The sequence below is a fragment of the Microbacterium album genome (genome assembly GCF_014643695.1).
Taxonomy (GTDB): Bacteria; Actinomycetota; Actinomycetes; order Actinomycetales; family Microbacteriaceae; genus Microbacterium; species Microbacterium album.
Genome location: NZ_BMJY01000022.1, coordinates 1 through 23829 on the forward strand (window position 1 = coordinate 1; position 23829 = coordinate 23829).

The 23829-nt window shown below is 71.8% G+C and carries 21 protein-coding genes and 1 tRNA gene; 8 read left to right on the forward strand and 14 right to left on the reverse strand.

Annotated elements, in window-relative coordinates; translation table 11 throughout:
* Positions 1 to 297 precede the first annotated feature (297 nt).
* Positions 298 to 388 (reverse strand) — tRNA-Ser (locus tag IEX37_RS14870).
* 19 nt (positions 389 to 407) lie between these two features.
* Positions 408 to 746, reverse strand: coding sequence for a hypothetical protein (locus IEX37_RS14875; protein ID WP_188757160.1), 339 nt, complete (start codon positions 744 to 746; stop codon positions 408 to 410).
* A gap of 187 nt (positions 747 to 933) precedes the next feature.
* Here IEX37_RS14875 and IEX37_RS14880 point away from each other — a divergent pair, with 187 nt between their 5' ends.
* Positions 934 to 2148, forward strand: coding sequence for a cobalamin-independent methionine synthase II family protein (locus IEX37_RS14880; protein ID WP_188757161.1), 1215 nt, complete (start codon positions 934 to 936; stop codon positions 2146 to 2148).
* Positions 2149 to 2170: 22 nt separating this feature from the next.
* Complete coding sequence (locus IEX37_RS14885; RefSeq protein ID WP_188757162.1) at positions 2171 to 3082, forward strand: hypothetical protein; 912 nt, start codon at positions 2171 to 2173, stop codon at positions 3080 to 3082.
* A 119-nt stretch (positions 3083 to 3201) separates the two neighbouring features.
* Here IEX37_RS14885 and IEX37_RS14890 read toward each other — a convergent pair whose 3' ends face one another.
* The 9 genes from IEX37_RS14890 to IEX37_RS14930 all read right to left on the reverse strand — a co-directional run bounded on the left by IEX37_RS14890 (position 3202) and on the right by IEX37_RS14930 (position 15688).
* Positions 3202 to 4143 (reverse strand): NAD(P)/FAD-dependent oxidoreductase, encoded by a 942-nt coding sequence (locus IEX37_RS14890; protein WP_188757163.1) that lies wholly within the window; start codon positions 4141 to 4143, stop codon positions 3202 to 3204.
* Positions 4144 to 4210: 67 nt separating this feature from the next.
* Positions 4211 to 5134: a lytic transglycosylase domain-containing protein gene (locus IEX37_RS14895; RefSeq protein WP_229663304.1), complete on the reverse strand. Its 924-nt coding sequence runs from the start codon at positions 5132 to 5134 to the stop codon at positions 4211 to 4213.
* Positions 5115 to 7343, reverse strand: coding sequence for a choice-of-anchor M domain-containing protein (locus IEX37_RS14900; protein ID WP_188757164.1), 2229 nt, complete (start codon positions 7341 to 7343; stop codon positions 5115 to 5117). Before IEX37_RS14900 ends, IEX37_RS14895 begins: the two co-directional genes overlap by 20 nt.
* Positions 7344 to 7765: 422 nt before the next feature.
* Complete coding sequence (locus IEX37_RS14905) at positions 7766 to 8713, reverse strand: anchored repeat-type ABC transporter permease subunit (RefSeq protein WP_188757165.1); 948 nt, start codon at positions 8711 to 8713, stop codon at positions 7766 to 7768.
* The gene (locus IEX37_RS14910) at positions 8713 to 9474 is read right to left on the reverse strand and encodes an anchored repeat-type ABC transporter ATP-binding subunit (protein ID WP_188757166.1); all 762 of its coding nucleotides are present in this window, start codon (positions 9472 to 9474) and stop codon (positions 8713 to 8715) included. Before IEX37_RS14910 ends, IEX37_RS14905 begins: the two co-directional genes overlap by 1 nt.
* Positions 9471 to 10442: a choice-of-anchor M domain-containing protein gene (locus IEX37_RS14915; protein WP_188757167.1), complete on the reverse strand. Its 972-nt coding sequence runs from the start codon at positions 10440 to 10442 to the stop codon at positions 9471 to 9473. The genes IEX37_RS14910 and IEX37_RS14915 overlap by 4 nt, the downstream gene beginning before the upstream one ends.
* Positions 10439 to 12025 carry an anchored repeat ABC transporter, substrate-binding protein gene (locus IEX37_RS14920; protein ID WP_188757168.1) on the reverse strand — a complete coding sequence of 529 codons (1587 nt, stop codon included), beginning with the start codon at positions 12023 to 12025 and terminating at the stop codon, positions 10439 to 10441. Before IEX37_RS14920 ends, IEX37_RS14915 begins: the two co-directional genes overlap by 4 nt.
* Before the next feature lie 79 nt (positions 12026 to 12104).
* Entirely contained in the window at positions 12105 to 14501 is a 2397-nt protein-coding gene (locus IEX37_RS14925; RefSeq protein WP_188757169.1) for a choice-of-anchor M domain-containing protein, read from the reverse strand.
* A 164-nt stretch (positions 14502 to 14665) separates the two neighbouring features.
* Positions 14666 to 15688 carry a GTP-binding protein gene (locus IEX37_RS14930; RefSeq protein ID WP_188757170.1) on the reverse strand — a complete coding sequence of 341 codons (1023 nt, stop codon included), beginning with the start codon at positions 15686 to 15688 and terminating at the stop codon, positions 14666 to 14668.
* Positions 15689 to 15768: 80 nt separating this feature from the next.
* Between IEX37_RS14930 and ykgO the strand changes: the two genes are divergently transcribed.
* Complete coding sequence (gene ykgO, locus IEX37_RS14935) at positions 15769 to 15891, forward strand: type B 50S ribosomal protein L36 (protein ID WP_023951906.1); 123 nt, start codon at positions 15769 to 15771, stop codon at positions 15889 to 15891.
* 66 nt (positions 15892 to 15957) lie between these two features.
* On the opposite strand, the gene IEX37_RS14940 is transcribed toward ykgO, so the two are convergent.
* Positions 15958 to 16485: a hypothetical protein gene (locus tag IEX37_RS14940; protein WP_188757171.1), complete on the reverse strand. Its 528-nt coding sequence runs from the start codon at positions 16483 to 16485 to the stop codon at positions 15958 to 15960.
* Positions 16486 to 16638: 153 nt separating this feature from the next.
* Here IEX37_RS14940 and IEX37_RS14945 point away from each other — a divergent pair, with 153 nt between their 5' ends.
* Positions 16639 to 17124 carry an SRPBCC family protein gene (locus IEX37_RS14945; RefSeq protein WP_188757172.1) on the forward strand — a complete coding sequence of 162 codons (486 nt, stop codon included), beginning with the start codon at positions 16639 to 16641 and terminating at the stop codon, positions 17122 to 17124.
* 10 nt (positions 17125 to 17134) lie between these two features.
* Here IEX37_RS14945 and IEX37_RS14950 read toward each other — a convergent pair whose 3' ends face one another.
* Together IEX37_RS14950 and IEX37_RS14955 are read right to left on the reverse strand one after the other, a co-directional pair.
* Entirely contained in the window at positions 17135 to 18631 is a 1497-nt protein-coding gene (locus tag IEX37_RS14950; RefSeq protein ID WP_229663305.1) for an FAD-dependent oxidoreductase, read from the reverse strand.
* Positions 18632 to 18679: 48 nt separating this feature from the next.
* The gene (locus tag IEX37_RS14955; protein WP_188757173.1) at positions 18680 to 19018 is read right to left on the reverse strand and encodes a hypothetical protein; all 339 of its coding nucleotides are present in this window, start codon (positions 19016 to 19018) and stop codon (positions 18680 to 18682) included.
* A 267-nt stretch (positions 19019 to 19285) separates the two neighbouring features.
* Between IEX37_RS14955 and IEX37_RS14960 the strand changes: the two genes are divergently transcribed.
* The 4 genes from IEX37_RS14960 (at position 19286) to IEX37_RS14975 (ending at position 23818) form a co-directional block, all read left to right on the forward strand.
* Positions 19286 to 20353 (forward strand): prolipoprotein diacylglyceryl transferase, encoded by a 1068-nt coding sequence (locus IEX37_RS14960; RefSeq protein ID WP_188757174.1) that lies wholly within the window; start codon positions 19286 to 19288, stop codon positions 20351 to 20353.
* A 49-nt stretch (positions 20354 to 20402) separates the two neighbouring features.
* Positions 20403 to 20777 (forward strand): YrdB family protein, encoded by a 375-nt coding sequence (locus IEX37_RS14965; protein WP_188757175.1) that lies wholly within the window; start codon positions 20403 to 20405, stop codon positions 20775 to 20777.
* On the forward strand, positions 20774 to 22159 hold the full coding sequence (locus IEX37_RS14970; protein ID WP_229663306.1) for an FAD-binding oxidoreductase: 1386 nt from the start codon (positions 20774 to 20776) through the stop codon (positions 22157 to 22159). Before IEX37_RS14965 ends, IEX37_RS14970 begins: the two co-directional genes overlap by 4 nt.
* Before the next feature lie 153 nt (positions 22160 to 22312).
* On the forward strand, positions 22313 to 23818 hold the full coding sequence (locus IEX37_RS14975; RefSeq protein WP_188757177.1) for a L,D-transpeptidase family protein: 1506 nt from the start codon (positions 22313 to 22315) through the stop codon (positions 23816 to 23818).
* Positions 23819 to 23829: the final 11 nt, after the last annotated feature.

Here is a 23829-nt window from a genome sequence, read left to right on the forward strand (position 1 = left end):
CGTCTACTACGCTGACCTCGAAACGCCATCCCACCCGGTGCTGGCACCCGCATAGGAGCGGCAGAGAACCGGGGACGGTTCACAGAGCCGCCGAGTCATCGATGTCCTCGGCTGACGGGCCCCCACCCCTGCGGGGCGACGGGTTCGCTCAGGATGGATCGGCGACCACTGACACGCCCGACCCCATCCACTCTTTTTGGCCGACAAGCCTCCCACGGTGTTACCACGATGTCTGATGCACGTACGACGAAACCCCCGCGATCCCAGTGTTTCCAAGGGTTCTGCGGGGGTTTCGGATGGCGGTGACGGTGGGATTTGAACCCACGGTACGGGGTTACCGTACACACGACTTCCAATCGTGCTCCTTCGGCCGCTCGGACACGTCACCCGGGAACAACCTGGCCATCCTATCCGATGGCCGACACCCCCTCGGCACGGGACTGCGGCGAGCGATCTCCCTGAACGCAGACGCGCCGGTTGTGTCGGGCGATCGCCGCGGCTCCGACGAGGACGAGCGCGACGAGGACAACCGCCCCCCAGTATCCGAACTCGCGCGCGCCGTAAGCCGCCCCGAAGACCAGCGCGCCGGCGCCCGCGGCGCGCAGCGCCACCGAGCCGCGGGGGATCGTCGGGGCGTTCCTCCAGAACGGGACGGTCGCATCCGCGTTCGCGCGAAGCGTCATGATGAGCGACGCCGCCTGCAAGCCGGCTCCGAGGAAGATCAGGACCGCGCAGAGGATTGCCACGCGGACAGTCGAACAGGTTCCTGACGCTTCGTCAACCGCATCCACGCCACCCGACCGAGCGGACCGGCTTGCCTACCCCGGTTACCTATCTTCATCGGGACTTTTGTCACGGAGTGCAACAGGATGTGCGGGCCGCCCGCGCACCTCTCTAGCGTGAACGGCGCACCCATCCGACAGAGGAGAGCCCGTGACGGAGATCCAGACCACGACATCCGGCAGCCTGCCCCGCACCGCGGCACTCATCGAGGCGAACGCGGCCCGTCCGCTCGCGGAGGACGGCTTCACGCTCGGATCGACGCCGGAGTTCGACGCACTGGTCGGGGAAGCCGTCGCCGAGCTGGTGGAGCGCCAGCGTGAGGCGGGCATCACCCTGCCGGGCGATGGCGAGTTCGGCAAGGCCATGTCGAGTGCGGTCGACTACGGAGCGTGGTGGAGCTACTCGTTCCAGCGCGTGAACGGGCTGTCGCTCACCGAGGTCAACGTGTTCAACGAGCCGCCTCGACGCTCCGAGCCGGGCAAGCCCGTGCTGACGAGCTTCCTGGACCGTCGTGACCGCCACCTGTTCGCCGACGCGTACTCCGACCCGGACTCGGGCATCGCGACCGGACGCACCGCGACCGCGTTCCCCACGACGACCGGACCCCTCGCGTACCGCGGGCAGGATGCCGTCGCCTCCGACATCGCGCACCTCACCGCCGCGCTGCGCGACGGCGAGCAGGGCTTCCTCACCGCGATCGCGCCCGGATCGGCCGCGCGCGTGCGCAACGAGTTCTACGCGGACGACGAGGAGCACATCGACGCATGGGCGGATGCTCTGCGGGAGGAGTATCGCGCGATCGTCGACGCGGGCCTCATCGTGCAGCTCGACGACCCGTCGCTGGCGGAGAACTGGGATCAGATCAATCCCGAGCCGACGATCGAGGAGTACCAGGAGTTCACACGGATCCGCGTGGAGGCGATCAACCGGGCGATCGAGGGCCTGCCGAAGGAGCGGCTGCGCCTGCACCTGTGCTGGGGCTCGTGGCACGGGCCACACGTCACGGACATCGAGGTGAGGCACATCCTGCCCGTCGTGCTGCAGGCTCGAGTCGGCTCCATCTCGTTCGAGGCCGCGAACGCGCGGCACGAGCACGAGTGGGAGCAGTGGGCGGACGCGGCCGAGCGCGGGCTGATCCCCGATGACCTGGTGCTGGTTCCCGGGGTCGTGGGCCACTCGACGAACCTGGTCGAGCATCCCGATCTCGTCGCGCAGCGCATCGAGCGCTTCGCGCGCATCGTGGGCCCCGACCGCGTCATCGCCTCGACGGACTGCGGCCTCGGGGGCCGCGTCCACCCCCAGATCGCGTGGGCGAAGCTCGAAGCCCTCGGCGAGGGCGCCCGCCGCGCGGCTCGGCGCGTGTAGCCCCGCGGGATAGCGTGAGGACATGTCCTTCTCGCCTCGACGCGTCCTCTCCGACCTCGCCGATTCCCGCACCGTCGCGCACGGCGCGACGATCACCGCCCTCAGCGCGGCGCTCACACTCGTCGACCACCGGAGCCTGCGGCCGGGCGCGCGTTTCGCGTACCGCGCGGCGAGCGCCGTGGTCGCGGCGTGGATCCTGTGGGCGGATCTGCGCACCACCTCGCGGGAGACGGTCGCACCCGCCACGCGCGCAGGGCTGACAGCGGCTGCGGCCGGCCTGACGCTCGGCGTCGCGGAGGCCGCCGAGACCGTGGACGGCCGCATGCAGGATGCTCTGCAGCGCAACGGCCTGCGCCGGCCGCGCCTGCTCATGGCGGCGGCCGGGGCGGCCCTTACCGCCGGGTCGTGGTGGCTCGGACGTCGCGCGGCTGGATCCGACGCTGCCCCCGACGGACCGGCAGACGAGGAGTACGCGGAGGAGATCATCGACCTGCCCGACGATGTCCGTGCCCTCACTGCCGCGTTGCTGACGGCCACCGACGCATACGGCGCGCCGGAGCTGCGCGCCCAGCTGGAGCAGGCGCGGGCGGTGCTGTACGAGGGGCCGGTGGAAGGCAGCTTCTGGCCCGGCATCGGGTTCCACGTGCCGGAGGATCTGCCGCGCGCCGTACCGGGAGACGCGAACTTCCCGGTGCTGGGCCGCTACTCGGCGCTCGGCGGACGCACTTTCGACGTCTACCTGTCCGTCCTGGAGGGGCGTCTCGGAAGCCTGTCGATCAGCGAGGCGAGCGACTGGAGCGAAGCCGATCACGTCGCCTGGTTCGACGCCGGCCGAGGCGTCCACGAGCTGCCGGGATGGCCGGATGTTACGGAGCTGACGCTCCTGCAGGAAACACCCGCCGGCCTGCAGCCCGCCGCCTCACCCCGCGACTGACGCGCCACAGCGTAGGAGACATCCACGAATTCGGAGCGTTTCCGCGACGGTCCTCCGAATCCGTGGATTCCTCCGCGCGGCATGGTTCGAGGCACGCAGACGCAGCGCGCGGCGGCCCTCTAACCGGCGTCGGCGCGGCGACCGGCAGCCCGGTCGAAGTCCTCCGTCACGAGGGCCATGTTGACCTCGATGCCGGTCGTCGCGCCGAAGCTGACGCAGGCGGGGACGTTCGCCGCCGGGCGCACGACGTTGCCCACGGCCCAGATGCGATCGACGCTCGTCCTGCCCGCGGTGTCGACGGCGAGGAAGCTCCCCATGCGCGTCTGGGCGCGCTCGATGCCGAGGTGGGACAAGAAACCGTCGTGCGGCTCGGCGTGCGGGATCGTGAAGATCGCCTCCACGGTTTCCTCGGCCCCGTCCGCGGTCCGCACGGTCGCGATGTCGTCGCCCTCGCCGGCGACCTCGACGACGGGCGACGTGACGACGTCGACGCCCCGCGCGCGCAGCCGGCGTTCCACGTCGGGCTCCAGGGTGCCGAGCTCCGCGGCGAAGAAGACCACGCGATCGCTCCACTGCCGCACGAGCTCCGCCTGATGGAGCGCGAGCTCGGACGTCGCTAGCACGCCGATGCGCCGGTCCCGCACCTCCCAGCCGTGGCAGTACGGGCAGTGCAGCACGCTCTTGCCCCAGCGGCTTCCGAGGCCATCCACCTCGGGCAGACGGTCGGTCATGCCCGAGGCCACGACGACGGCCCGGGCCGGCAGGGCGTCCCCGTCCTCGGTCCGCACCGTCGCCGTGTCGCGGTCGACGTCGACCCGTTCCACCCGGCCGGCTCGGAACCGCGCCCCGTACTTCGCCGCCTCGGCGCGTCCGCGCCGTCGCAGCTCGTCCGGCGCCGTGCCCTCCGCACCGAGCACGCCGTGCATGTGCGCGGCGAACCGGTTCCGGGGCTGTCCCGCATCGACGACCAGCACGGCGCGCCGTGCCCTGCCCAGCATGAGCGCGGCCGACAGTCCCGCCATCCCGCCGCCGATCACGATCGCATCCCACCGCTCCCCCATGTCCCCAGTCCACGTGGGCGGGCCGGGCGCGGCAAGGCGGTTGCGGAATCCCGCGCGGGATGGAGAATCAGCCCAGCCGGGCGTAGTGGTTCGCCGCCTCGGCGACCTGCAGGTTGTACTCGATCGTGTCGTTGTAGGCGGCGATGGCGGCGATCCATCGGCTCGGCACGGTGAGGTCGCCGCCCGCCTCACAGAGGTACCGGGCTGCGCTGAGCGCGGCGTCGTCGATGTTCTGCGGGTCGGCCATGCCGTCTCCGTTGCCGTCGGCGCCCCACTCGGCCCAGGTGGAGGGGATGAACTGCATGGGGCCCACCGCCCGGTCCCACACGGAGTCCCCGTCCAGGGCGCCGCCGTCCGTGTCGCGGATCACCTCGCTGGCGGTACCGTCCAGTGCGATGCCGATGATCGGCACGACCGCGTCGCCGTCCGCGTCGATCCAGGAGCCCCCGATCGTGCCGTGCGCGGACTCGACGCGGCCGATGGCCGCGAGCGTGTTCCAGCCCAGCCCGCACTCGGGCCGTTCGACGGCCAGGTGGGCCGCCGCGCCGGTATACGCCCGCAGGGGCCGGAACGGGATCCCGGTGCGCGCCGACAGCTCGGCGACCCAGACCCGGTCGACGAGCTCGGAGATCCGCAGCGGCGCTGGGCTGGACTCCGCCGCAGCGGACGGGGATGGCGCCACGGGCGGTGCGACCGCGGCAGGCGGCGCGACGGCGTCGTCCGCCGCGGCGGGGCTCGGCGCCTGAGCGCCGCGAGGGAGCATCGGCCCCGCGGCGATCGCGACGACGCCGACCAGGACGGCGCCGATGGATCCGGCCAACCAGCCGCGCCCCTTCTGTCGGGCGGCGGGAATGAGCGCGCGGTCCGCGGGAGCGTCGCCGGTGGCGCGGAGGAGCGCGTCGAATCCGTCGCCGCCCTCGACCGCGCCCGGATCCGGCGCGCCGCTCGGGTGCGCACCGGAATCCACCTCCTCACGACGCACTCGCCGCATTCGCGCCGCTCGTCGCCGCCCTCAGGCGGCGCAGGTACCAGACCGTCGCCCCGGCGATGCCCGCCACGGCCAGCACGCCGCCGCCCACGACGAGCCCGAGCGCGACCGGATCGGTGCCCTCGCCGATCAGCAGCGCGAGCGGACTGTCCGCCTCGTCGCGCTCGGTATCCGCGCGCGCGCCCTTCGCCTTATCCGAGTCCGAATCCTCGGCACGGGCCTCGGCCTCCTCGATCTCACGGGCCTGGTCGGCGGCCATGGCCGCCGCCGCGGCCGCCGCGACAGCGGCCTGCACCTCCGCACCGACCGCCGCGCCGGTCGCGGCGAGCCCGCACAGGGAGTCGCCGAGCGGCACGTCGCCGACCTGGAAGGTGTAGGTGTGAGACCCGGTGGTGAGCGTCGTACCGGTCCGCGGGTCGGTCGCCACGGCGTGCGCCGTCAGCTTGTAGATGCCCTTCTCGGTGAACACCCACTGGGCGTGCGTGTGGGCCGGCACCGGCTCGCGGATCGTTCCGGGCAGCGTGTATCCCCCGTCGGTGAGGAGGGAACGCAGCCCGCCGAACGGCTGCTGGCTGTAGAGGTGGATCCGGCCCGGCCCGTCCACGCCGGTGATGTGGATCGAGACGTCGGTGTGCCCGCTGGGCGAGGTGCGGTTCGTGTCCCAGCCCGGCCAGATGAGGTTCGGGTCCTGTGTGAGGGGCAGCACGTAGCCGCTCGGCGCACCCGGCGTGCCCGCGGGGATGTTCGAGCGGAACGCGGACTCCTTCACGCGCAACAGCACCGTCTCGGCCTCGCGGATCACCTGGTGCCCCGTGACGTCCTCCTTCAGCTGCAGCACGGCCTTCCCGTTGGCCGCGGACACGTTGAAGGCATCGATGTGCCCGTTGTCGAGCACCAGCCCGGGCGTGCACTGCTGTGGCGCGGCGGCGGGGGCGCGCGCGGGCGGGGGGCTCTGACCGGTGCCTCCCGCGGGCGGTGGCGGGACGGAGCCGCCGCCCCCCGCGCTCGCCGGGCGCGCGATCATCACGCGATCCCAGCCGATGAGCGATCCCTCGCGGTCCTTCACCACGATGCGCGCCTCCCCGGCGGGCGTGCCCGCGGGGATGTCGATGCTGAGGGCGCCGCGCAGGTCGGCCTGGACCCATCCCTGCCACGCCGGACGGGGAGCGTGCAGCCACACCGACACCCATTCGCCCGCGTGCCGCGTGGGACCGATCCGCAGCCCCACCGTGCCGCCCGCGGTCACCCGGCCGCCGGTCGTGACCTGAACCGCGGTTCCCGGGGATGCGGTGCCGAGCTGTACGTCCGACACCGGGAGGGTGTCGTCCGCGTCCGGCCGCTGCGCGACCTCGCCGCTCACGCTGACGGGTACGGGCGGGGAGGCGGAGCGCGTGAAGTCGTTGGACCACGTCGGCACGAACTCGGCGACGATCCGATGCTCCCCCGGCACGAGCGCGTCGGCGCGGAACGAGGCGCGTCCGTCACGCACCGGCGTGTGTCCGAGCACGACGTTGGTCGTGGTGTCGCGAAACTGGATCGCGCCCTCGGCGGACGGCGACACCCGCGCCGTGAACAGGAAGGGCTCGCCGGTTGCCGCCTCGCGCCGGTCGACGGTGAGGCTCGTCGACGTCTCGCGGGTGTGCGCGGCGAGATCGCCGACGACGAAGACATAGTCGTTGCGGGCCGTCTGCTGCCGCCCGTCGACGGTGCCGCTCATCTCGAAGGTCAGCCGGTAGGTGCCGGGCCGGCTGAACGCCCAGTTCATGTGGACGTGCTGCGGCACGCCGATCGTCCATGGCGGCAGACTGGTCCGCGAGCTGAAGGTGCGCTCGGGGGAGCCCGTGCCGAGGAACAGCTCGACGTCCCCGGGACCCTCCGCGCCGACGAGCCGCACAGTGAGGCGGTTCCCGTCGACCTTTCCGCGCAGGTTCGGATCCTCCGTGCTGAAGCCGGGCCAGATCAACGCGTGATTCTGGATCTGCGGAGCGAGCCATACGGTCTGCCCGGGCGCCCCGATGAACCGGAACGCCGGATCGGCGGGCAGCTCCACGCGCCCGACGTCCGAGAGATGGAAGAGCGTCTCCCGCGGATCGATCCGCGTGCCGACGTCGACGACGCCGTCGCCGTTCGCGTCGAAGTCGGCCTTGCTCGACAGCACGAACGTGGAGCCGTCCAGGTACGCGGAGACGGTGTCCGTGTGGATGTTCTCCACGACACGCTTCTGCGAGCTGGGGGGTGCGGGGCCGGCGGCCTGGCCCGGCGGATGCGACGGCAGCGTCGGCGTCGGGCCGGGGCTCGGGGAGGACGTCGGGGAGGGTGTCGGAGACGCGCTCGGGGTCGCCGACGGCTCGGGGGCGGGACTCGCAGTGGACGAGGGCTCCGGAACGGGCGGCGGTGTATCCCTCGGCTCGGGCTCTGGCGTCTCCTCGCCAGGCGGGGTCGGCGTCGGCAGCGGATCGGGTGCGTCCGTCGCCGCCGGGGCGGGCGTCCCCGAGACGGCGGTTTCGACGTCACTCGGAGCCCCCGCGGGTCCGTTCGTGGCGGACGCCGGGAGCGGCGCCGCGGTCAGGACGAGCAGGGCCACGAACGCGACGCCCGCACGGGCGGCGCTTCTCATACGCGTGAACGGTCGGGTCATCGCAGTGCGCTCTCCAGGACGGGGGTGGCAGGCGCGAGGGCGCCCCGGTCGCTGTGGTCCTCGTCGTCCTCGCCCTCGATGGGCCGGGCCCGGCGGCGGAGGTAGCGGATCAGCAGCCCGTGGCGCGGGGCGAGGAACCAGGCCAGCAGGAACACGAGCGTCGCGATCAGGACGATCGTGCCGCCGACCGGCAGATCGAGGCTCCACGACAGGTACAGCCCGACGAGCGCGGATCCGCCGCCGATGATCGGGCCGAGCAGCATCATCATCGCGAGACGGTCGGTGAGCAGTCGGGCGGCGGCGGCCGGCGTGATGAGCAGGGCCAGCACGAGGATGTTGCCGATCGTCTGGATCGAGATGACGATCGCCACAGCCACCATCACGTACAGCACGAGGTCGAGCGCGAAGACGGGAATGCCCGTGGAGCGGGCCATCTCGCGGTCCAGCGTGACGGAGACGAACTCCTTGTGGAACAGGAAGGCGACGATCAGCAGCACGAGACCCGTGATCGCCACGGTGAAGATGTCCTCGTCCGGGATGCCCGTGATCGAGCCGAACAGGAATTGCTGCAAGGAACCGGCGTATCCCGGAGCGCGGGAGATGATCACGATGCCGAGGGCGAATGCCGCCACGAAGAACACGCCGATGATGCTGTCCTCCTTGATGCGCCGGTTCTGCGAGAACACGGCGACGAGGATGGCGGTCAGCACTCCGGCCACGGCGCCGCCCAGCACGAGGTTGCCCTGGATGACGAAGGCGACCGCGAGCCCGGGGAAGACGGCGTGGGCGACGGCATCGCCGATGAAGGCCATGCCGCGCAGCACCACGTAGCACCCGACCACGCCGCACACGATGCTCGACATCACGGCAATGACGAGCGCCTTGGGCAGGAAGCGCAGGTCCGGGTTCATCAGGTCCTGGATGAAATCGATCGGGCTGAGCATCAGGCGGCCACTCCGATCGTCCTCAGGAGCGGGTTGGTGGCCTTCACGTTGAACGTCTCCATCCAGATCGCGGGATCAGTCAGCTGCTCCGGTGCCGCGTCCGCGACGATCGTGCGGTTCACCAGGCACAGGCGCGAGCAGTCGTGCAGCGCACCGATGAGGTCGTGCGTGGTCATCACCACCGCCTTGTCCTCGCGCGAGAGCTCCGCGAACAGCTCCATGAGCAGCTCCTGCGTCGGCATGTCCAGGCCCGTGAAGGGTTCGTCGAGGAGCAGCAGGCAAGGCCGGAGCGCCAGGGCACGCGCGACGAGCACGCGCTGTCGCTGTCCGCCCGAGAGCTCTCCGACGGGGCGGGCCGCGAGGTGATCCATGTGCACGCGTTCGAGCGCCTCGGCGACGGCCTCGAAATCGCGCTGGCCCGGCCGGCGGAGCCACCCGATGCGCGCGGTCCTGCCCGTCATGACGGTGTCCTCCACCGTGATCGGGAAGTCCCAGGCGAACTCGTGCCGTTGGGGCACATACCCGACGCGCGCTCGCGCTCGCGCTGGGCTCTCGCCGTCGATGCGCACGTCGCCGCGCTCGGTGCGGATCGTGCCGAGCACGGAGCGCAGGAGCGTCGTCTTGCCGGCGCCGTTCGGCCCGATGATGCCGACGAACTCGCCGGTGTCGATCCGCAGGTTCACGTCGCGGAGCACGCGACGTCCCCCGAGCTGCACGCTGAGACCGCTGACCTGGAGCGCGGGTGCGGTGGAGGGGCTCATCGCTGGTCGTCCCCGCTCCGGGCCGCGCGGGCACGGGCCTTCGCGCGGTTGGTGGCCACGATCACCGCGACGATCGCGATCAGGAGCACGGCCGCCACGATCCCCACGACCATCCCGACGATCGCGCCCAGGCCCGCGGCGGGCTCAGTGTCCTCCGGTGCGGATGCCGCGGTGTCCTCGACATCCTCCGGCCCGGCCGGCTGCTCCTCCAGCTGGCTGTCGTCGAAGGTCGCGGCGAAAGCGTCCTCGGCGGGCGTCTCGTCGCCGACGGCGAAGCGCAGCGAGTCGCGGGCAGAGACCGATGTGCCGTCGCGGAGCTCTCCGGCGAACTCGATCTCGACGAGGTAGATCCCGGGTTCGCTGAAGACCCAGTTCGCGTGCGTGTGGACGTTGACCTCGATCCACGCCTCCTGCGGGAACGGCTGGAGCGTCGACCACAGCGGCTGCGGATCGCCGAAGTTCCCGCTCTGCAGGTACACCGTCACGTCGCCGGGCCCGTCGACGCCGAGGACCCGCAGGGTCGCGCCGAGATTGAGGTTGTCCAGCACGTTCGGCTCCTGGGTGTTCCAGCCGGTCCAGATGACGTCCGGCTCCTGGGTCTGCGGGATCACCCACACCTCCTTGCCCGGTTCCTGGCCGAGGAAGGCGTACTGCTCGTTGTCGGGGATCGGTCGCTTGGCCGCGTCGCTCACCCTCGCCACGACGTCCCTGAGGTGTCGCCAGTACGTGGGAGTGCTGGTGTCGTCATGGATCTGGATGATCCACTCGCCGGTGTTGAGCGTGGGCCCGAAGTCGATGTGGCCGCGGTCGAGCACGACCTGACCGGTGCCCTGGGCCTGGTTCGGGTCGATCACCTGGCCCAGTCCGTCGTCGCCCGTGTCGGCGACCGCGGCGCCGGCGGGTACGAGGACGGCGAGGGCGACGGCGGCGAGCAGGGATCGCCGGAGGCTGCGGGGACGGGGGCTCATTCGTTCTCCTTGACGGGTGCGAGGCAATCGCGGATCGAACGCGCGTTGAAGCGCAGCATCTCCACGTACGTGGTGACCTCTTCGCTGAAGGCGTCGCCGTGGATGGGGCACACGCCGACGCCCTGCTCCCTGGCCACCTCGACGAGAGTGGAGGAACGGGCGGCGAGGTTGGGCTCGAGGAACACCGCGGGGACCTCGAGGTTGCGGATGGTCTGGGTCAGGCGCTTCCGGTCGGCCAGCGACGGCTCGGCGGCGGGGTTCGGCGTCACGAAGCCGGAGATCGACAGGTCGTAGGCGCGCGCAAGGTAGGCGAAGGCGTCGTGCGTGGTGACGAGCGTGCGGCGGTCGCGCGGCACCTCGGCGATCGTGTCGCGCACCTCCTGATCCAGCGCGGCGAGCTCACGGAGATAGGCCGTCGCGTTGCGGGCATACTCCTGGCCCCCCGCCGGGTCCACCTCGATCAGCGTGTCGCGGATGATCTCGACGTACGACATGGCGTTGCGCACGTTCTGCCACAGGTGCGGGTCGATCTCTCCGTGCACGTGCTTTCCGAGCACGGCTTGCGGCAGCTGGTAGACCGGTTCCCCGGCCCGCCCGAGGAAGCGGTACGCCGGGTCGCCCGGGATCTCGTGCAGCGCGTTGTTCGGCACCTCGACGACCACGTCCTCCACGGCGAAGAACTCCTGGTGGACGTCCGAGGTGCCGTGCTCGTGGTCCAGGAGCAGCTCGAAGACGCCGTCGTCGAGGTTCAGCGTGACGTCAGCGTGCCCCGCGCTGAGCACCGTCGCGCCGCTTCGGCCGGGGGCCCGGTACGGGTCCACGCCCACCGCGAACACCAGTTGCCCCGTCGCGATGTCGATGGGCCTCTGGTCGGGTGCGACCTGCAGCTTCCCCTGGACGTCCAGCGTGTAATAGCCGGGCGCGGTGAACGCCCAGCTCAGGTGCGTGTGCGCGTCCGGGGGGATGGTGACCGTGTCGTCCCGGTACCCTCGCGCGGCGTCGAAGCCGTCGGAGGAGTCGAAGTACGTGTCGATGTCGCCGAAGCTGCCGGTGAGGTAGGCGATGAGGTCACCCGGGCCATCGACCCCCGTCGCCGACAGCAGGACGTCCGAGGTGCGGTCGGCGCCGTGGTGAGCGCCATCGCCGGCGACGCGCAGCCCGAGCCAGATGGTGTCGAGCGACATGTCCTCGACGAGCGGGATGATCTCCGCGGCGTACTTGACCGCTTCCTCGGCGAGCGAGATGTTCGGCACCCCGTCGCGCAGATTGGTGTCGAGCGCCTTGATGATGCTCTGCTCCTCGAGCATCAGGTAGTTCGAGAACGCCACGTCGGCGTAAACGATCTCGCGCACATCGCGCAGGGACGGCTCGTAGCTGTGCGGGTCGCCGTGCTCCGGCACCAGCGAGTGCACGTCCACCCGGTCGCCCGCGACGTTGCGCGCGAGATCGGCGAGGATGCCGGTCGTCGTGACGATGCTGAGACGGTCGCTCGCGGCCGAGGCCGAGGGTTCCAGGGGCGCACATGCCGAGAGCGCCACCGTCGCGGTGAGGAGGACGAGGGGGAGGGAGCGTGTGGGGCGCACGAAGGGGCTTTCACTTTTCGGGGCCGGCCCCGGGAGGACGCGTCTTCCGACGCGCCCCCCGGAGCCGGCTCGCTCGGGGTTACTCGGCTGCGGCGATCACTCGGACACGACCGCCCCGGCGCCGGCGCGCCGCGAGCACCACGGCCGCGCCGAGCAGGGCGAGCGCCAGGCCGGACGCGGCCAGGCCGCCGACCTGAGCACCCGTGACCGCGAGTGCGTTGTCGCGCGGCGCCGCGGCCGTGTCGTCGTCCGCGGCGTCGTCACCCGCACCGCCCGTCACGGGCGCGCTGACCTGCAGCGTCTCCCAGCCGACGAGCGTGCCGTCCGCTGCGAAGACCGCGAGCCGGTGCTCGCCGGGCTCCGCGTCGGCGGGGATCGTGACGGCGAAGGCGCCCTGGGCGTTGACCCGCAGCCAGTCGCCGCCCAGCAGCACCGGGTCGGAGAACAACCAGGCCGCGATCCACTCGCCCGCGCGCTCGGCGCCCACCTGGACGGTGATCACCTGACCCGGCGCAGCCGTCGTGTCGGACAGCTGGATGCCGCCGGCGGGAACGCCGTCGAGCGCGGCGCCCGTCTGCGGCGCGGGCGCCTCGGCCGGCTTGGTGGGCTCGGGCTCCTGCCCGCCGGGCACGGCCACGTTCAGCGCCACCGGCTCCGACTCCGCGATCACCGCGTGGTCGTGGTCGTACAGCTTCGCCACGATCAGCGCACCGGCGTCCTCCGCCGTCACCGTGTGCTCCAGCGTCGCCGACAGGGCACCGCGGATCACCGAGTATTCCGCGTCACCGGCACGCTTGATGAACCAGTGGTAGTGATCCTCACCCGTCTCCGGGTCCTGAACCGCCGTCAACGTGGCCGTGTCCCCCACGGCGTACTCGTCCGCGAGCCCCTCCACGATCAGCGTCGTGGCAACCGGCTCCTCGTGGTGATCGTCCAGGGCGATCAGCACGGGAGGCGACTCCACGTAGACCTCGCCGTTGTCGAAGGTGAGCTTGGCGATCACCGCCGCGCCCACCAGCTCCTCGGTCGCCTCGAAGGCGTACGTGCTTCCGTTCTCGCCCTCGATGAGCTCCGGCGCGGTCTGGCCCTGCTTCTGGACGTACCATTCGAAGCGCGTCAGCACCGACGCCGGGTCCACGACCGCCGTGAGCGACACGGTGTCGCCTGTGTGGTAGTGGTCGGCGACGCCCTGGATGGCGATCTTCTGCAGCGGGGCCGCACCGTGGTCGTCGACGTCGATCGTCGCGGCCTGCGACTCCGCGAGCACGGTCTCGCCGTCGACGAGCGAGACCCGCGCGACCGCCCCGTGAAGCGCCTGCTCGGCCGTCAGGCGCACCTCGGCGCCCGTCTGCTCCAGCACGACGGGCGCGTCCTGGTCCGTGCGCTGCAGGGTCCACCGGTACGCGGCGCCCTCCGGAGCGTGCTCGGCCGTCGCCGTCAGTACGATCGGCGAGCCGCTGTGGTAGTGGTGGGCCAGACGGCCGATGGTCACGCTCGGCGTCGGCGCGGCGGGCGCCTGGATGGTGACCGGGGCGGACTCGACGCGCAGCGGCGCCCGTGTCGCATAGTCCATTCCTCCTGCGACGACCGCGCGGTACTGGGCGCCGTCGATCGCCTGCACCGTGATCGACGGCGCGGCGCCCGTGACGCGCTCCCACTGCTCCGAATCGGAGGCGCGCGTGTACCACTCGTAGGTCGGAAAGTCGGCGCCCTCGGGCAGCTGCGCCGCGGTGAGCGTGACCTCCGCACCCGGCTCGACGACGTTCTCGGCGCCGCGGATCTCGACCGCGGTCGGCTCCGGGGCCACGACGAACCGGTAGGTGGCGGTGTTCGTGAGGGTCCTCTGCGTGCCGTCCGCGCTGTTCACGGAGCCCTGCACGGTGAGCGTGTACTCACCGGGCTGCGTGAAGCCCCAGTTCGCGTGGACGTGCGCGCCGAAGGTCTGGTGGATGGTTCCGGGCAGCTTCCACGAGTCCGTCAGGAGCTGCTGGGTGCCGCCGAAGGTGCCCTGCGTCCAGAGGTAGATCTCGCCGGGGCCCTCGACGCTCGTGATGTTGATGTCCGTCGTGGTGCCCGCGCCGTAGAACGAGGCGACGGCCTGGTTGTCCCAGCCCGGCCAGATCAGGCTGTGGTCCTGCGAGAGGGGCAGGTAGTAGAGCTCGCCGGGGGCGCCCGCGGGAACGCCCCCGGCAGGCACGTTCTTCGAGATGGCCTGGCTCTTGACGTACAGCTCGACCGACTCGGGCGTGCGGTGCACGTGATACCCGGTCACGTCCTCCTTCAGCACGAGGCGCGGGCTGCCGTCCGCATCGACCATGAAGTTGAAGGCGTCGATGTGACCCGTCGTGAATCGCTGGGGATCGTCGTACACCACGGGCGTATCGCCCGCGGCATACGCGGCTTGGGGAATCAGCAGCGCCGCTGACACAAGCAGTGCCAGGGCCCCTGCTCCCCGCTTGCGCGTGAGGACCGTCATGGGGTGTCCCTTTCCAGGCGCGGTGCGCCGGTCTGCGGATCACGTCGCCACGCGGCGCGGATCCTGTCTCCTGGGTGAAGCCGTCCGCGCGGATGGGGCGCCCGGACAGTGATAATGATTCTCATTTACGTCGGTGGAGTCAAATCCACCCGAACGCGGACGCGCTACTCGGCCGGGTTTCGTGCGACCACCCACGCCGGAAACGGGTCCGGCAGACAAGCCCACGCGATTGGGCCTGCCGAGAACTCCTCGTCCGTCAGCGATGCCTCATCGAGCGCGGCGGTGAGGGACGCTGCGTCGAGGCCCAGACCGATGAACCCGAGGTCCTGGCCGAACGTCAGCAGCTCGTCCCCCTCCGTGAAGTCGTCGTCCACCGCCAGAGGATCGAACGCGATCGTGCGCCCGGTGTGATCCCATCGCGCAGTGATGTGCGGGCGCGTCGCGAGCCGACAGAACCCGGCGGATCGGACGACCGTGCCGAACTCGCCCGGTTCGATCCGCTCATCCAGCAGGCGTTGCAGCCGGCCCGGATGCAACGGGCGATGCTGCTCATAGCGGAACGCGCTCACACGCGGATCCGTCATGTGGGGACGGAACTCGCCGTTGAGCAGGGCCACCCAGCCGGGGCGGTCCTGCTGCGGCGCGTAGCGGTACTCTCCCAGCGGCGCGGCGTGCCGGAGGGCATCACGCTGCAGCCGCAGGCGCGCGCGCGGCGAGATGTGATTCAGCAGCGCCATGAGGCTCGACAGCTCCGGCGTCGTCAGCCCCGACCAGCCGACCACGAGGATCGTGGACGCGAACTCGAGCTGACTCACGGCGAGGTGCGCTCGCGCGACGTGCAGCGCTCGACCGTCCGGAGCCGAACGCACGATGTCGTCCTCGCGGAAGAGATCCGCGAGGATGTGAGCCGCGTCGACGACGCACACGAGTTCCGAGAGCCGTACACCGCCGAAGGGGTCGGCCAGCGACCCGATCAGCGTCGTGACCGCCGTCTCGGTCGGGAACTCGATCACCGCCGCCTCGCGGCAGGCCAAGAGGGCGACCGCATCGTCGACGGGCGCGGACAGGCCGCTGACCCGATCGGCCGGAACGAGCGGGCGCGCAGTCTGGGCCGCCAGCCGCTCGGCCTGCTCCCGACGCTCCGGCGCGCACGCGCCGACCACAGCGATGACGTCCACCTCGTTCATGTGCCGCCTCCATTCCACGGATGCCCTGCGAGTGTGATTGACTACCGTAACTGATAATCGTTCTCACTAGGAGGTGTCGTATGAAGGTGCGCGCGTCGATCAAGTCCCTCAAGAACCAGCCGGGAGCGCAGGTCGTGCGTCGCCGAGGACGCGTCTACGTCATCAACAAGCTCAACCCGCGGTTCAAGGGCCGTCAGGGCTGAGGCCGCGCGGGGGCCGGCGCGTGTCGGGCGCGCCCGCCCCCGCGCAGCGCTACGGAAGGATGCGCGTCAGTCGCAGGTGGAGCACACGCCGGTCAGCGGCAAGACCTGGAAACATGTGGGGCACACTGCGGCCGGGGGTCGTTCGGGGGCGGAGGGCCTGCGGGGCGGCGCACTGCCGGTCGGCGCATTTCCGGTCGGCGCATTCCCGGTCGGTGCGTTGCGCGCCGACGCGCGGCGCCGGGTCGGCTCGCGGCGGGGCGCCGCGTCCGGGTGCGTGACACCCCAGGCGCCCTGGAACCTGCGGCTGGGCCACCTCTCGGCGTCGCCCGCGAGGCGGGCCGCATCCGCCTCCGAGCGGAACCCGTTGGTGTAGCCGTCGTGGACCTCGAGCGCGGGGCCGCTCCCCCGCTCGATCTTGAAGTACGTGCGGTAGCCGACGAAGCCCGCGACGTCCGCACTCTCGACGATCCGTCGCACGAGAGCCTGGTTGGCGAGGGGAGTCCCGTGCCGCTGGAAGGCCTCGTCCAGGGTCGCGTACCGCCGCGCGCGCCCCTCCTTGCCGTGCTCGATCGGCCGCTCGGGCGTTGTGGGCATGGTCTGATTCTCCCTCACGACCGAGGTCCCCGCGAGCGGGCACGCAAGCCCCTGCCACGGCAGTGGGTCGGGTCTCCGCACCGCCCTGCCACTCGCACGTGAACCCTGCTAACGTGGCCCGCGGCCTTCAGACCCCGAGGAGGAGAACGCCCCATGGCCTCGTACACCGTCAGCCGGTCGGTCATCGTCGACGCCGAGCCGGAGCAGGTGTTCCCGCTGATCACCCGGTTCTCGAACTGGACACGCTGGTCGCCGTTCGAGAACGCCGATCCCGCGCTCGCACGCGAGTATCGCGGGCCGGACGAGGGCACGGGCGCCGTCTACGAATGGTCGGGCAACGACAAGGCCGGCGCGGGCGTGATGACCATCACGGATGTCACCCCCTGCCAGGTGTACGTCGACCTCGAGTTCGTGCGCCCGTTCACGTCCTCGACGCGGCACGTCTTCGCCGTCACCCCGTCGGGCGGTGCGGCGAGCACCGTCACCTGGACGATGCACGGCGAGCACCGCGGCCTGACCGGCCTCGTCACGCGGCTGCTCATGCCCATGGAGAAGGTCATGGGCCCCGAGTTCGAGAAGGGACTCGAGGCCCTCAAGCTCGAGGTCGAGCGCGACGTGGCGGAGGCCGACGCGGCCTGAGGCGGCGCGCCTAGCGGGGCTCGAGATCCTCCACGGCGGGGCCCTCGAGCACGTCTCCGTCGGGCGAGAAGCGGGATCCGTGCAGCGGGCAGTCCCACGACTGCTCTTGGCGGTTCCACTCGAGGATCCCGCCCATGTGCGTGCAGACCGCCGAGACACGGCACATCTCTCCGCCCACGCGTGCCTCGGCGATCGGATGGATGCCGTCGCGCGTGACGCGCCCTTCCCCTTCGGCCGGCTCTCCCGGTTCCGGCCGGACGGCGCGGACGACGCCGGTGACGAGGTTGGCCGCCACGGACGCGTTGGCGGCTACGAGGTCGACGCCGTCACGCACTCCGAGGTCGGGCGAGCGCAGCGCCTCGGCCCACGGCGTCGGCTCGCCGACGATGTCGCCCGCGATCGTCATCGCCGCGGCGACGGCGTTGGTCATCCCCCACTTGTTGAAGCCCGTCGCGGCATGGATCCGGCCGTCGCTTCCCGGCATGGGCCCCGCGAACGGCACGCGAGTGACGGTGCGATAGTCCTGCGCCGCCCACCAGGTCGCGCGCTCGGCACCGGGGAACGCGGCCGTCGTCCAGGCGTCGAGCTCGCGGAGGAGGCGGTCGGTGTCGCGCTCCCGCCCCGGAGTGAACCCGGAGCCCCCGACCAGCAGCAGCTCACGCCCCGCACCATCGCGCGCGGTGCGCAGCGATCGCGTCTCGGGATCCACCGATACGTACATCCCGCGCGGGATCTCGCCCGGCACACGGTAGGCGGCGACGAGGGAGCGCGAGGGCTTCAGCCGCGCGAAGAAGGCGGCGCGGTCGATGACGGGTGAACCGCTCGCGACGACGACCGACCGGGCGTGCACCGTCCCGCGCGTGGTGCGCACGAGCACGTCCTCCGCCTCCACGTCCGCACCGCGCACGCGGCACCCCGACAGCAGCGCGCCCGAGCGCTCGCGCACCTCGGCCGCGAGGCGCGCGAGCAGGCGCATCGGGTGAATCTGCCACTGGTCGCGCATGCGCAGCGCGCTCGTGACGGCGTAGGGCAGGCCGGCATCCTGGCCGGGGCCGAGCAGGTCCACGTCGAGCCCGACGGAGGCGAGTGCGCCGGCCTCCTGGTCGACGGCACGGTCGCCCTCCGGGGTCGTGGCGTAGGTGAGGGCATCCCGCCGATCGAGGGCGTCGGGATCATCCGACAGCTCGGCGCGCACCCACTCCTGCGCGGCCCGGTTCGCCGCGACGTACGCCTCCAGGGCCTCCTGGCCGGCGTGCTCGCGCAGCTGCGACATGACCTGGCCCTGCAGCAGGCTGAGCTTGGCCGTGGTGTTCCCTGTGGCGACCGCACCCGGGTCCCGGGCCTCGAGGACGACGACGCGCCGCCCGCTGCGCGAGAGCAGCACGGCGGTCGTGAGGCCTGCGAGCCCGGCGCCTATGACGACCACGTCGGCGCGCGCGGGTAAGTCCCCATCCGTGTCGATGACGGGCGACGTCAGCCGCCACAGCGACCGCGCGGGATCCGCCATCCGATGATCCGTCACGTGACGCTCACCGATCCGAGGGGCTCACGTGCGTCACCCGGCTCCGGCCGCGGCCACGCGCCGCTCGGGCGTCACGGGTCGCGCGGGCTGGAAGTGCGCGATCTGCTTCGGCCGGCGCGGTCCGGTGCTCGCGCAGGCGGCCAGCACGTCCGCGGCCAACAGCAGAACGCTCTCGATCGAGCCATGCCGAGTGGTGCCGCGCGTGCCCGACACCCAGACCGCTTCGTAGCTCAGCTCGTCCGGTTCGTCTCTCGCGATCTGCTCCACATAGGCGATCACGCTGGCCGCATCGCACGCCGCCACGCTGCGGTCGCACACGCGCCAAGCCCCGTCTCCGAGGGGAACGAGCTCGAGCTGGTGAAAGGTATCCATGGTGAGTCACACCTCCGCATTCAGCCTCCCCGCACACCCCTCCGGGTTCCAGGGGGTTGACACTCCGAACGGCCCCGGGTATCCCGCCTGCGCCCGGTCCGATCGGCTGCGGCGAGCGCTCGCCGTCGCCGACGCCGGCGCCTCGGAATCGGCGTCCCGCGCGGCGTCCTAGGGGCCGCCGACCGGCCCGTCAAGCCCGTTCAGGTCGAGCGGAGCGCGTTCCAGCATGGAGACGGACGACCGATCCGAACACACAGGAGGCGGACCATGAGCATGAACGAGCAGCCCGACACGCAGGGGATGGACCCGGTGGAGGCGGAGCTCGGGGAAGAGGGTCAGGGCGACCTCGCTCCCGAGGACCTGCCGCAGCAGGGCGGCCCCGCCGCCGCGCTCGACGGCTCGATCGTGGACGAGGACGGCGCCGGCGGCGATCCGCTCGACGAGGTCGGATCCACGAACGGCGGCAGCGCGGCTCCCGGACCCGACGACGTCATCTACGGCGGCGACAACGTGGACACCGCTCCCCGCCCCGCCGACGACTTCCGCTCCGAGGAGACGGGACTGCAGACGGACTCGATGGCGTCGCCCGGGGCGACCGGCGACAGCAGTCTGGACACCGAGGCGACGCCGGAGGGTCGCGGCCTGGGCGAGCGCGAGAGCCGCGGCAACCGTGACCGCGCGGACGCGCTCACCGGCAAGGACGAAGTGGGCCAGCGCGAAGCGGCCCCCGCCACGGACGACGACACGGGTTCGGCCGACGGCAGCGTGCCGGCCGGACGCGAGGGCGCGGACGCGGGCGCCGTGGACAGCGTCGACGTGGAGGGCACCGCAAGCCCCGACGTGGAGCGGTCGAGCCAGAACGACTTCGCCGGCGTGGCCCCGGGCGAGGGCACCGACCCCGGAGACGCGGCGCTGGCGCGGGCCTCCCGGGAACAGGCACAGGTCGAGCCCGGGCCCGGCAACGCCGCGGCGGACGCGACGGCGTCGCCCAACGCCGCGGACGACGCGCCCACCGCGCACCGCTCGGACGACCCGTCCATCGCGGGCATCCCCGACGCCGTCGGCCCCGGCGGCGCCGGCCTGCAGACCGGCACGCGCCAGGACCTGAACGACACGAACGTGGACGAGCGCGTGCAGGGCATCCTGGTGCAGGTCCAGGCCGATCTGGGCACGGATCGCCTCGCGGAGTCGGAGGTGCGACCGATGCTGGAGCGGCGCCTCACGGACGCCGGGATCAGCGCGGACGAGGAGCAGATCGAGCGCCTCGTCTCCGAGATCGTCTCGGGCGACGCGCCCGCGGACACCGACCGCGGTCAGCCGGGCGCGCACGCCTGACGGACGCCGCCTCGCCGGCGGCCGGGGGACGCGCCGTAGACTGGAATCCATGTCCCACACCGCCTCCCCGGCCGCCGCGGACGTGCGCCGTCCCCGCATCACCGTCCTCGACGTCCTGCGTCTGCTCACCGAGCTGCTCGCGGTCGGGAGCCTCGCGGCGTGGGGGGCGCTGTCGTGGCCGCTGCCGTGGAACATCGTCGTCGCGATCGCGGCGCCGGCACTGGCGGTCGTCCTGTGGGCCCTGTTCGTCTCCCCCAAGGCCGTGTTCGGCGTGCACCCGTTCGCGCGCGCGCTGGTGGAGCTGCTCGTCTTCCTCTCCGCCACGGTCGCATGGTGGTCTCTCGGCCACCCGTGGATCGGCCTGGCCGTGGGCGCGGTCTGCATCCTCGTGGGCGTCCTGCACGGTCGGCGAGCAGTGTCGTGACCGACTCCCCGGACGTCGTCGCCCTCCTGCGCGCCGAACTCGGCGACCTCGTCGACACCTCGCCCGAGTCGCGGGACGCCGCGCGCGCCGACAAGTCGGGCCACCGGGCCGCGGAGCCGCCGCTCGCGGTCGTCCACGCCGAGCGCGTGGAGCACGTCCAGGCGACCCTGCGCATCGCGAGCGCCACGGGCACGCCGGTCGTCACGCGGGGAGCCGGGACGGGCTGCGCGGGGGGCGCCAACGCCGGCCGGGGCGAGATCGCCCTGTCGGTGCGTCGCATGACGCGCGTGCTCGAGGTGTCGCCCGAGGATCTGCTCGCGGTCGTCGAACCCGGCATCATCAATGCGGAGCTGAACGATCACCTGTCCGCGTACGGCCTGTGGTGGGCGCCCGATCCCGCCAGCCGCGCCGTGTCGACCGTCGGCGGCAACATCGCCACGGGCGCCGGCGGGCTGCTGTGCGCGAAGTACGGCGTCGTGCGCGACGCCGTCCTGGGCGTGGACGTCGTGCTGGCCGACGGACGACTCATCAGGATGGGCCATCGCAGCGTCAAGGGCGTGACCGGGCTCGACCTGACCTCGCTCATGATCGGATCCGAGGGCCGCCTGGGCGTGATCGTGGGGGCGACCCTGAAGCTCCGCCGACTCGTCCCCGGCGACGTGTGCACCCTCACGGCGACCTTCCCGAGCGTGCGGGAGGCGGCCGCGGGATCCGCGGCGGTGACGGCGTCCGGCGCGCAGCCGTCGATCATGGAGCTCATGGACGCGGCCAGCCTCGCCGCGGCCTACGGTCTGCTGGGGCTGGTCCCGCCCACACCGGGCGCCTCCCAGCTGGCCATCCAGACCGACGGACCCGCCGCCGTGGCGGAGGCCGAGGCGATCGCCACCCTGCTGACGTCCCTCGGCGCATCGGTCGCCGTCACGAGCGATCGCGCGGAGGGAGACCGGCTGCTGGCCATCCGCCGCTCGATGCACGCGGCCATGGAATCGCTCGGCCGCTCCCTGATCGAGGACGTCTCCGTGCCGCGCAGCGCCCTGCCCGCGATGTTCGACGAGATCGCCCGCGTCGAGCAGCACTACGGCGTGACCATTCCGACGATCGCGCACGCGGGCGACGGCAACCTGCACCCCAATTTCGTCTTCACGCCCGACCCGGACGCTCCGGACGAGGTTCCCGCGGTGGTGTGGGAGGCCGCGGACGACCTGTTCCGCGCGGCGCTGCGCCTCGGCGGGACACTCACCGGCGAGCACGGTATCGGGCTGCTGAAACGCCGCTGGCTCGCCGACGAACTCGGCGAAGACCAGTGGCGTCTTCAGCGCGACATCGTCCGCGTGTTCGACCCCCGTGGGATCCTGAATCCGGGCAAGGTCTTCGACACCTGAGGCCGACCGGGGGAGAGCGCGTGGACCGGGTGAGCGGTCTTACCGGGATGCTCAGCGCATCGTAGTCAGTTCGTGATCCATGGATCGCCCGCCACGCGGTATAGGGCCCTACTCTATGTTTGACGGCTTCTCTGCCGACTCCAGGGGGTAACCGTGACCGATGTGGCGACCAAGCCCGAGAACGTGATCGACGGTGGCGACGACACTGCCACCACCGCCGTTGCGCTGGGCGACGGCGCGCCCGGCGACCCGCCGCGCCTCGAGTGGGCGCCCGCGGAGCCGAAGCCGCGCAAGAAGCGGCTCGCGCTGTGGCTGGGCATCCCCGGCGGCCTCGTGCTCGCGGGCGCCGTGGTCGCGTCGCTCGTGCTGATCGCTCCCGGCACGGCCGTCGCCGGCACGCCGGTGGGCGGCATGACCCCGGGCATGGCCGCCGAGGCCGTCACCCAACGCCTCGCCACCACGGAGTTCACGATCGGAGACGCCACCCTCACGGGCGAGCAGCTCGGACTCTCCGTCGACGCTCAAGCGGCCGCCGGCGACGCGTTCGAGACGGCGCCCATGTGGAAGCTGAGCGAGTGGGGCCCCACGCACATCGAGGCCCCCGTGACGCTGGACGCCGAGCGCGCGGCCGAGGCTCTCCGCCAGGCGCTCCCCGACCTCTACACGGACTACACGAACGCGCGCGTGGTCTTCGACGGCGAGGCGGGACGCTTCACGGTCGAGCCCTCCGCGCCCGGACAGGGCGTCGACGTGAACGCCCTCGCGGCCGAGCTGACGACGGCTCTCGCGGCGGGGGGCACGTCGGTCGAGCCGACGCTCACGGAGGTGGAGGCGCCCGCCACGACGCAGGATGCCGAGGCGTTCGCCGCCCAGCTCAACGACCAGGCCGACACGGCGGGCTTCTATCTTGAGGATGTCCGCGCCCACGGCGTCGACCTCCCGACCGTCGCATCATGGATGGACATCTCGTCGGATCCCGTCACCGGCGACTTCATCGTCACCGCCGACGAGCAGGCCATCGCCGAGGCCATCAAGGACCTGCCCGAGAAGGTGAACCAGGACGTCATCGACGCGCGCGTCGTCACCAACTCCGCGGGCGACCACCTCCGCACCATCCAGGAGGGCCAGGACGGCTTCGGCATCTCGTCCACCGACGGCGTCGCTGAGGAGGTCACCGCCTCCCTCGCGGCCGGCGACCTGCGCTTCGAGCTGCAGGGCGAGGTCGTCAAGCACAACGTCATCGAGCTGTTCCGCCGCGTCGAGGTGGACAAGAGCGCGGGCATGACCTACCTGTACGAGGGTCCTGAGCCCGGCCAGGAGAAGCTCGTTGCGTCCTACCCGGTCGCGCTCGGCACGGGCGGGCAGTACGAGACGCAGACCGGTCACTTCACCGTGTACGGGCAGCTCACGATCCAGCACATGGGCTCGTGCGACTCGCAGGGCCGGTTCGTGCCCGGCGGCCGGTTCGACTACTGCACCGCGAACGTGCCCTGGGTGACCTACTTCAACGGCGACCAGGGCTTCCACGGCACCTACTGGCACAACAACTTCGGGCCCGGGGCGCGCATGAGCCACGGCTGCGTCAACATGACGAACGCCGCCGCGGAGCACATGTACCGCTTCGCGCAGGTGGGCACCGAGGTCTGGGTCCACGACTGAGCCACGAAACC

Coding starts and splice junctions, on each gene's coding strand:
- IEX37_RS14890 (WP_188757163.1), bottom strand. CDS start 4,143: ATGGGGGAGCGGTGGGATGCGATCGTGATCGGCGGCGGGATGGCGGGA.
- ykgO (WP_023951906.1), top strand. CDS start 15,769: ATGAAGGTGCGCGCGTCGATCAAGTCCCTCAAGAACCAGCCGGGAGCG.
- IEX37_RS14965 (WP_188757175.1), top strand. CDS start 20,403: ATGTCCCACACCGCCTCCCCGGCCGCCGCGGACGTGCGCCGTCCCCGC.
- IEX37_RS14960 (WP_188757174.1), top strand. CDS start 19,286: ATGAGCATGAACGAGCAGCCCGACACGCAGGGGATGGACCCGGTGGAG.
- IEX37_RS14945 (WP_188757172.1), top strand. CDS start 16,639: ATGGCCTCGTACACCGTCAGCCGGTCGGTCATCGTCGACGCCGAGCCG.
- IEX37_RS14910 (WP_188757166.1), bottom strand. CDS start 9,474: ATGAGCCCCTCCACCGCACCCGCGCTCCAGGTCAGCGGTCTCAGCGTG.
- IEX37_RS14915 (WP_188757167.1), bottom strand. CDS start 10,442: ATGAGCCCCCGTCCCCGCAGCCTCCGGCGATCCCTGCTCGCCGCCGTC.
- IEX37_RS14955 (WP_188757173.1), bottom strand. CDS start 19,018: ATGGATACCTTTCACCAGCTCGAGCTCGTTCCCCTCGGAGACGGGGCT.
- IEX37_RS14895 (WP_229663304.1), bottom strand. CDS start 5,134: ATGCGGCGAGTGCGTCGTGAGGAGGTGGATTCCGGTGCGCACCCGAGC.
- IEX37_RS14925 (WP_188757169.1), bottom strand. CDS start 14,501: ATGACGGTCCTCACGCGCAAGCGGGGAGCAGGGGCCCTGGCACTGCTT.
- IEX37_RS14940 (WP_188757171.1), bottom strand. CDS start 16,485: ATGCCCACAACGCCCGAGCGGCCGATCGAGCACGGCAAGGAGGGGCGC.
- IEX37_RS14905 (WP_188757165.1), bottom strand. CDS start 8,713: ATGCTCAGCCCGATCGATTTCATCCAGGACCTGATGAACCCGGACCTG.
- IEX37_RS14885 (WP_188757162.1), top strand. CDS start 2,171: ATGTCCTTCTCGCCTCGACGCGTCCTCTCCGACCTCGCCGATTCCCGC.
- IEX37_RS14930 (WP_188757170.1), bottom strand. CDS start 15,688: ATGAACGAGGTGGACGTCATCGCTGTGGTCGGCGCGTGCGCGCCGGAG.
- IEX37_RS14950 (WP_229663305.1), bottom strand. CDS start 18,631: ATGGCGGATCCCGCGCGGTCGCTGTGGCGGCTGACGTCGCCCGTCATC.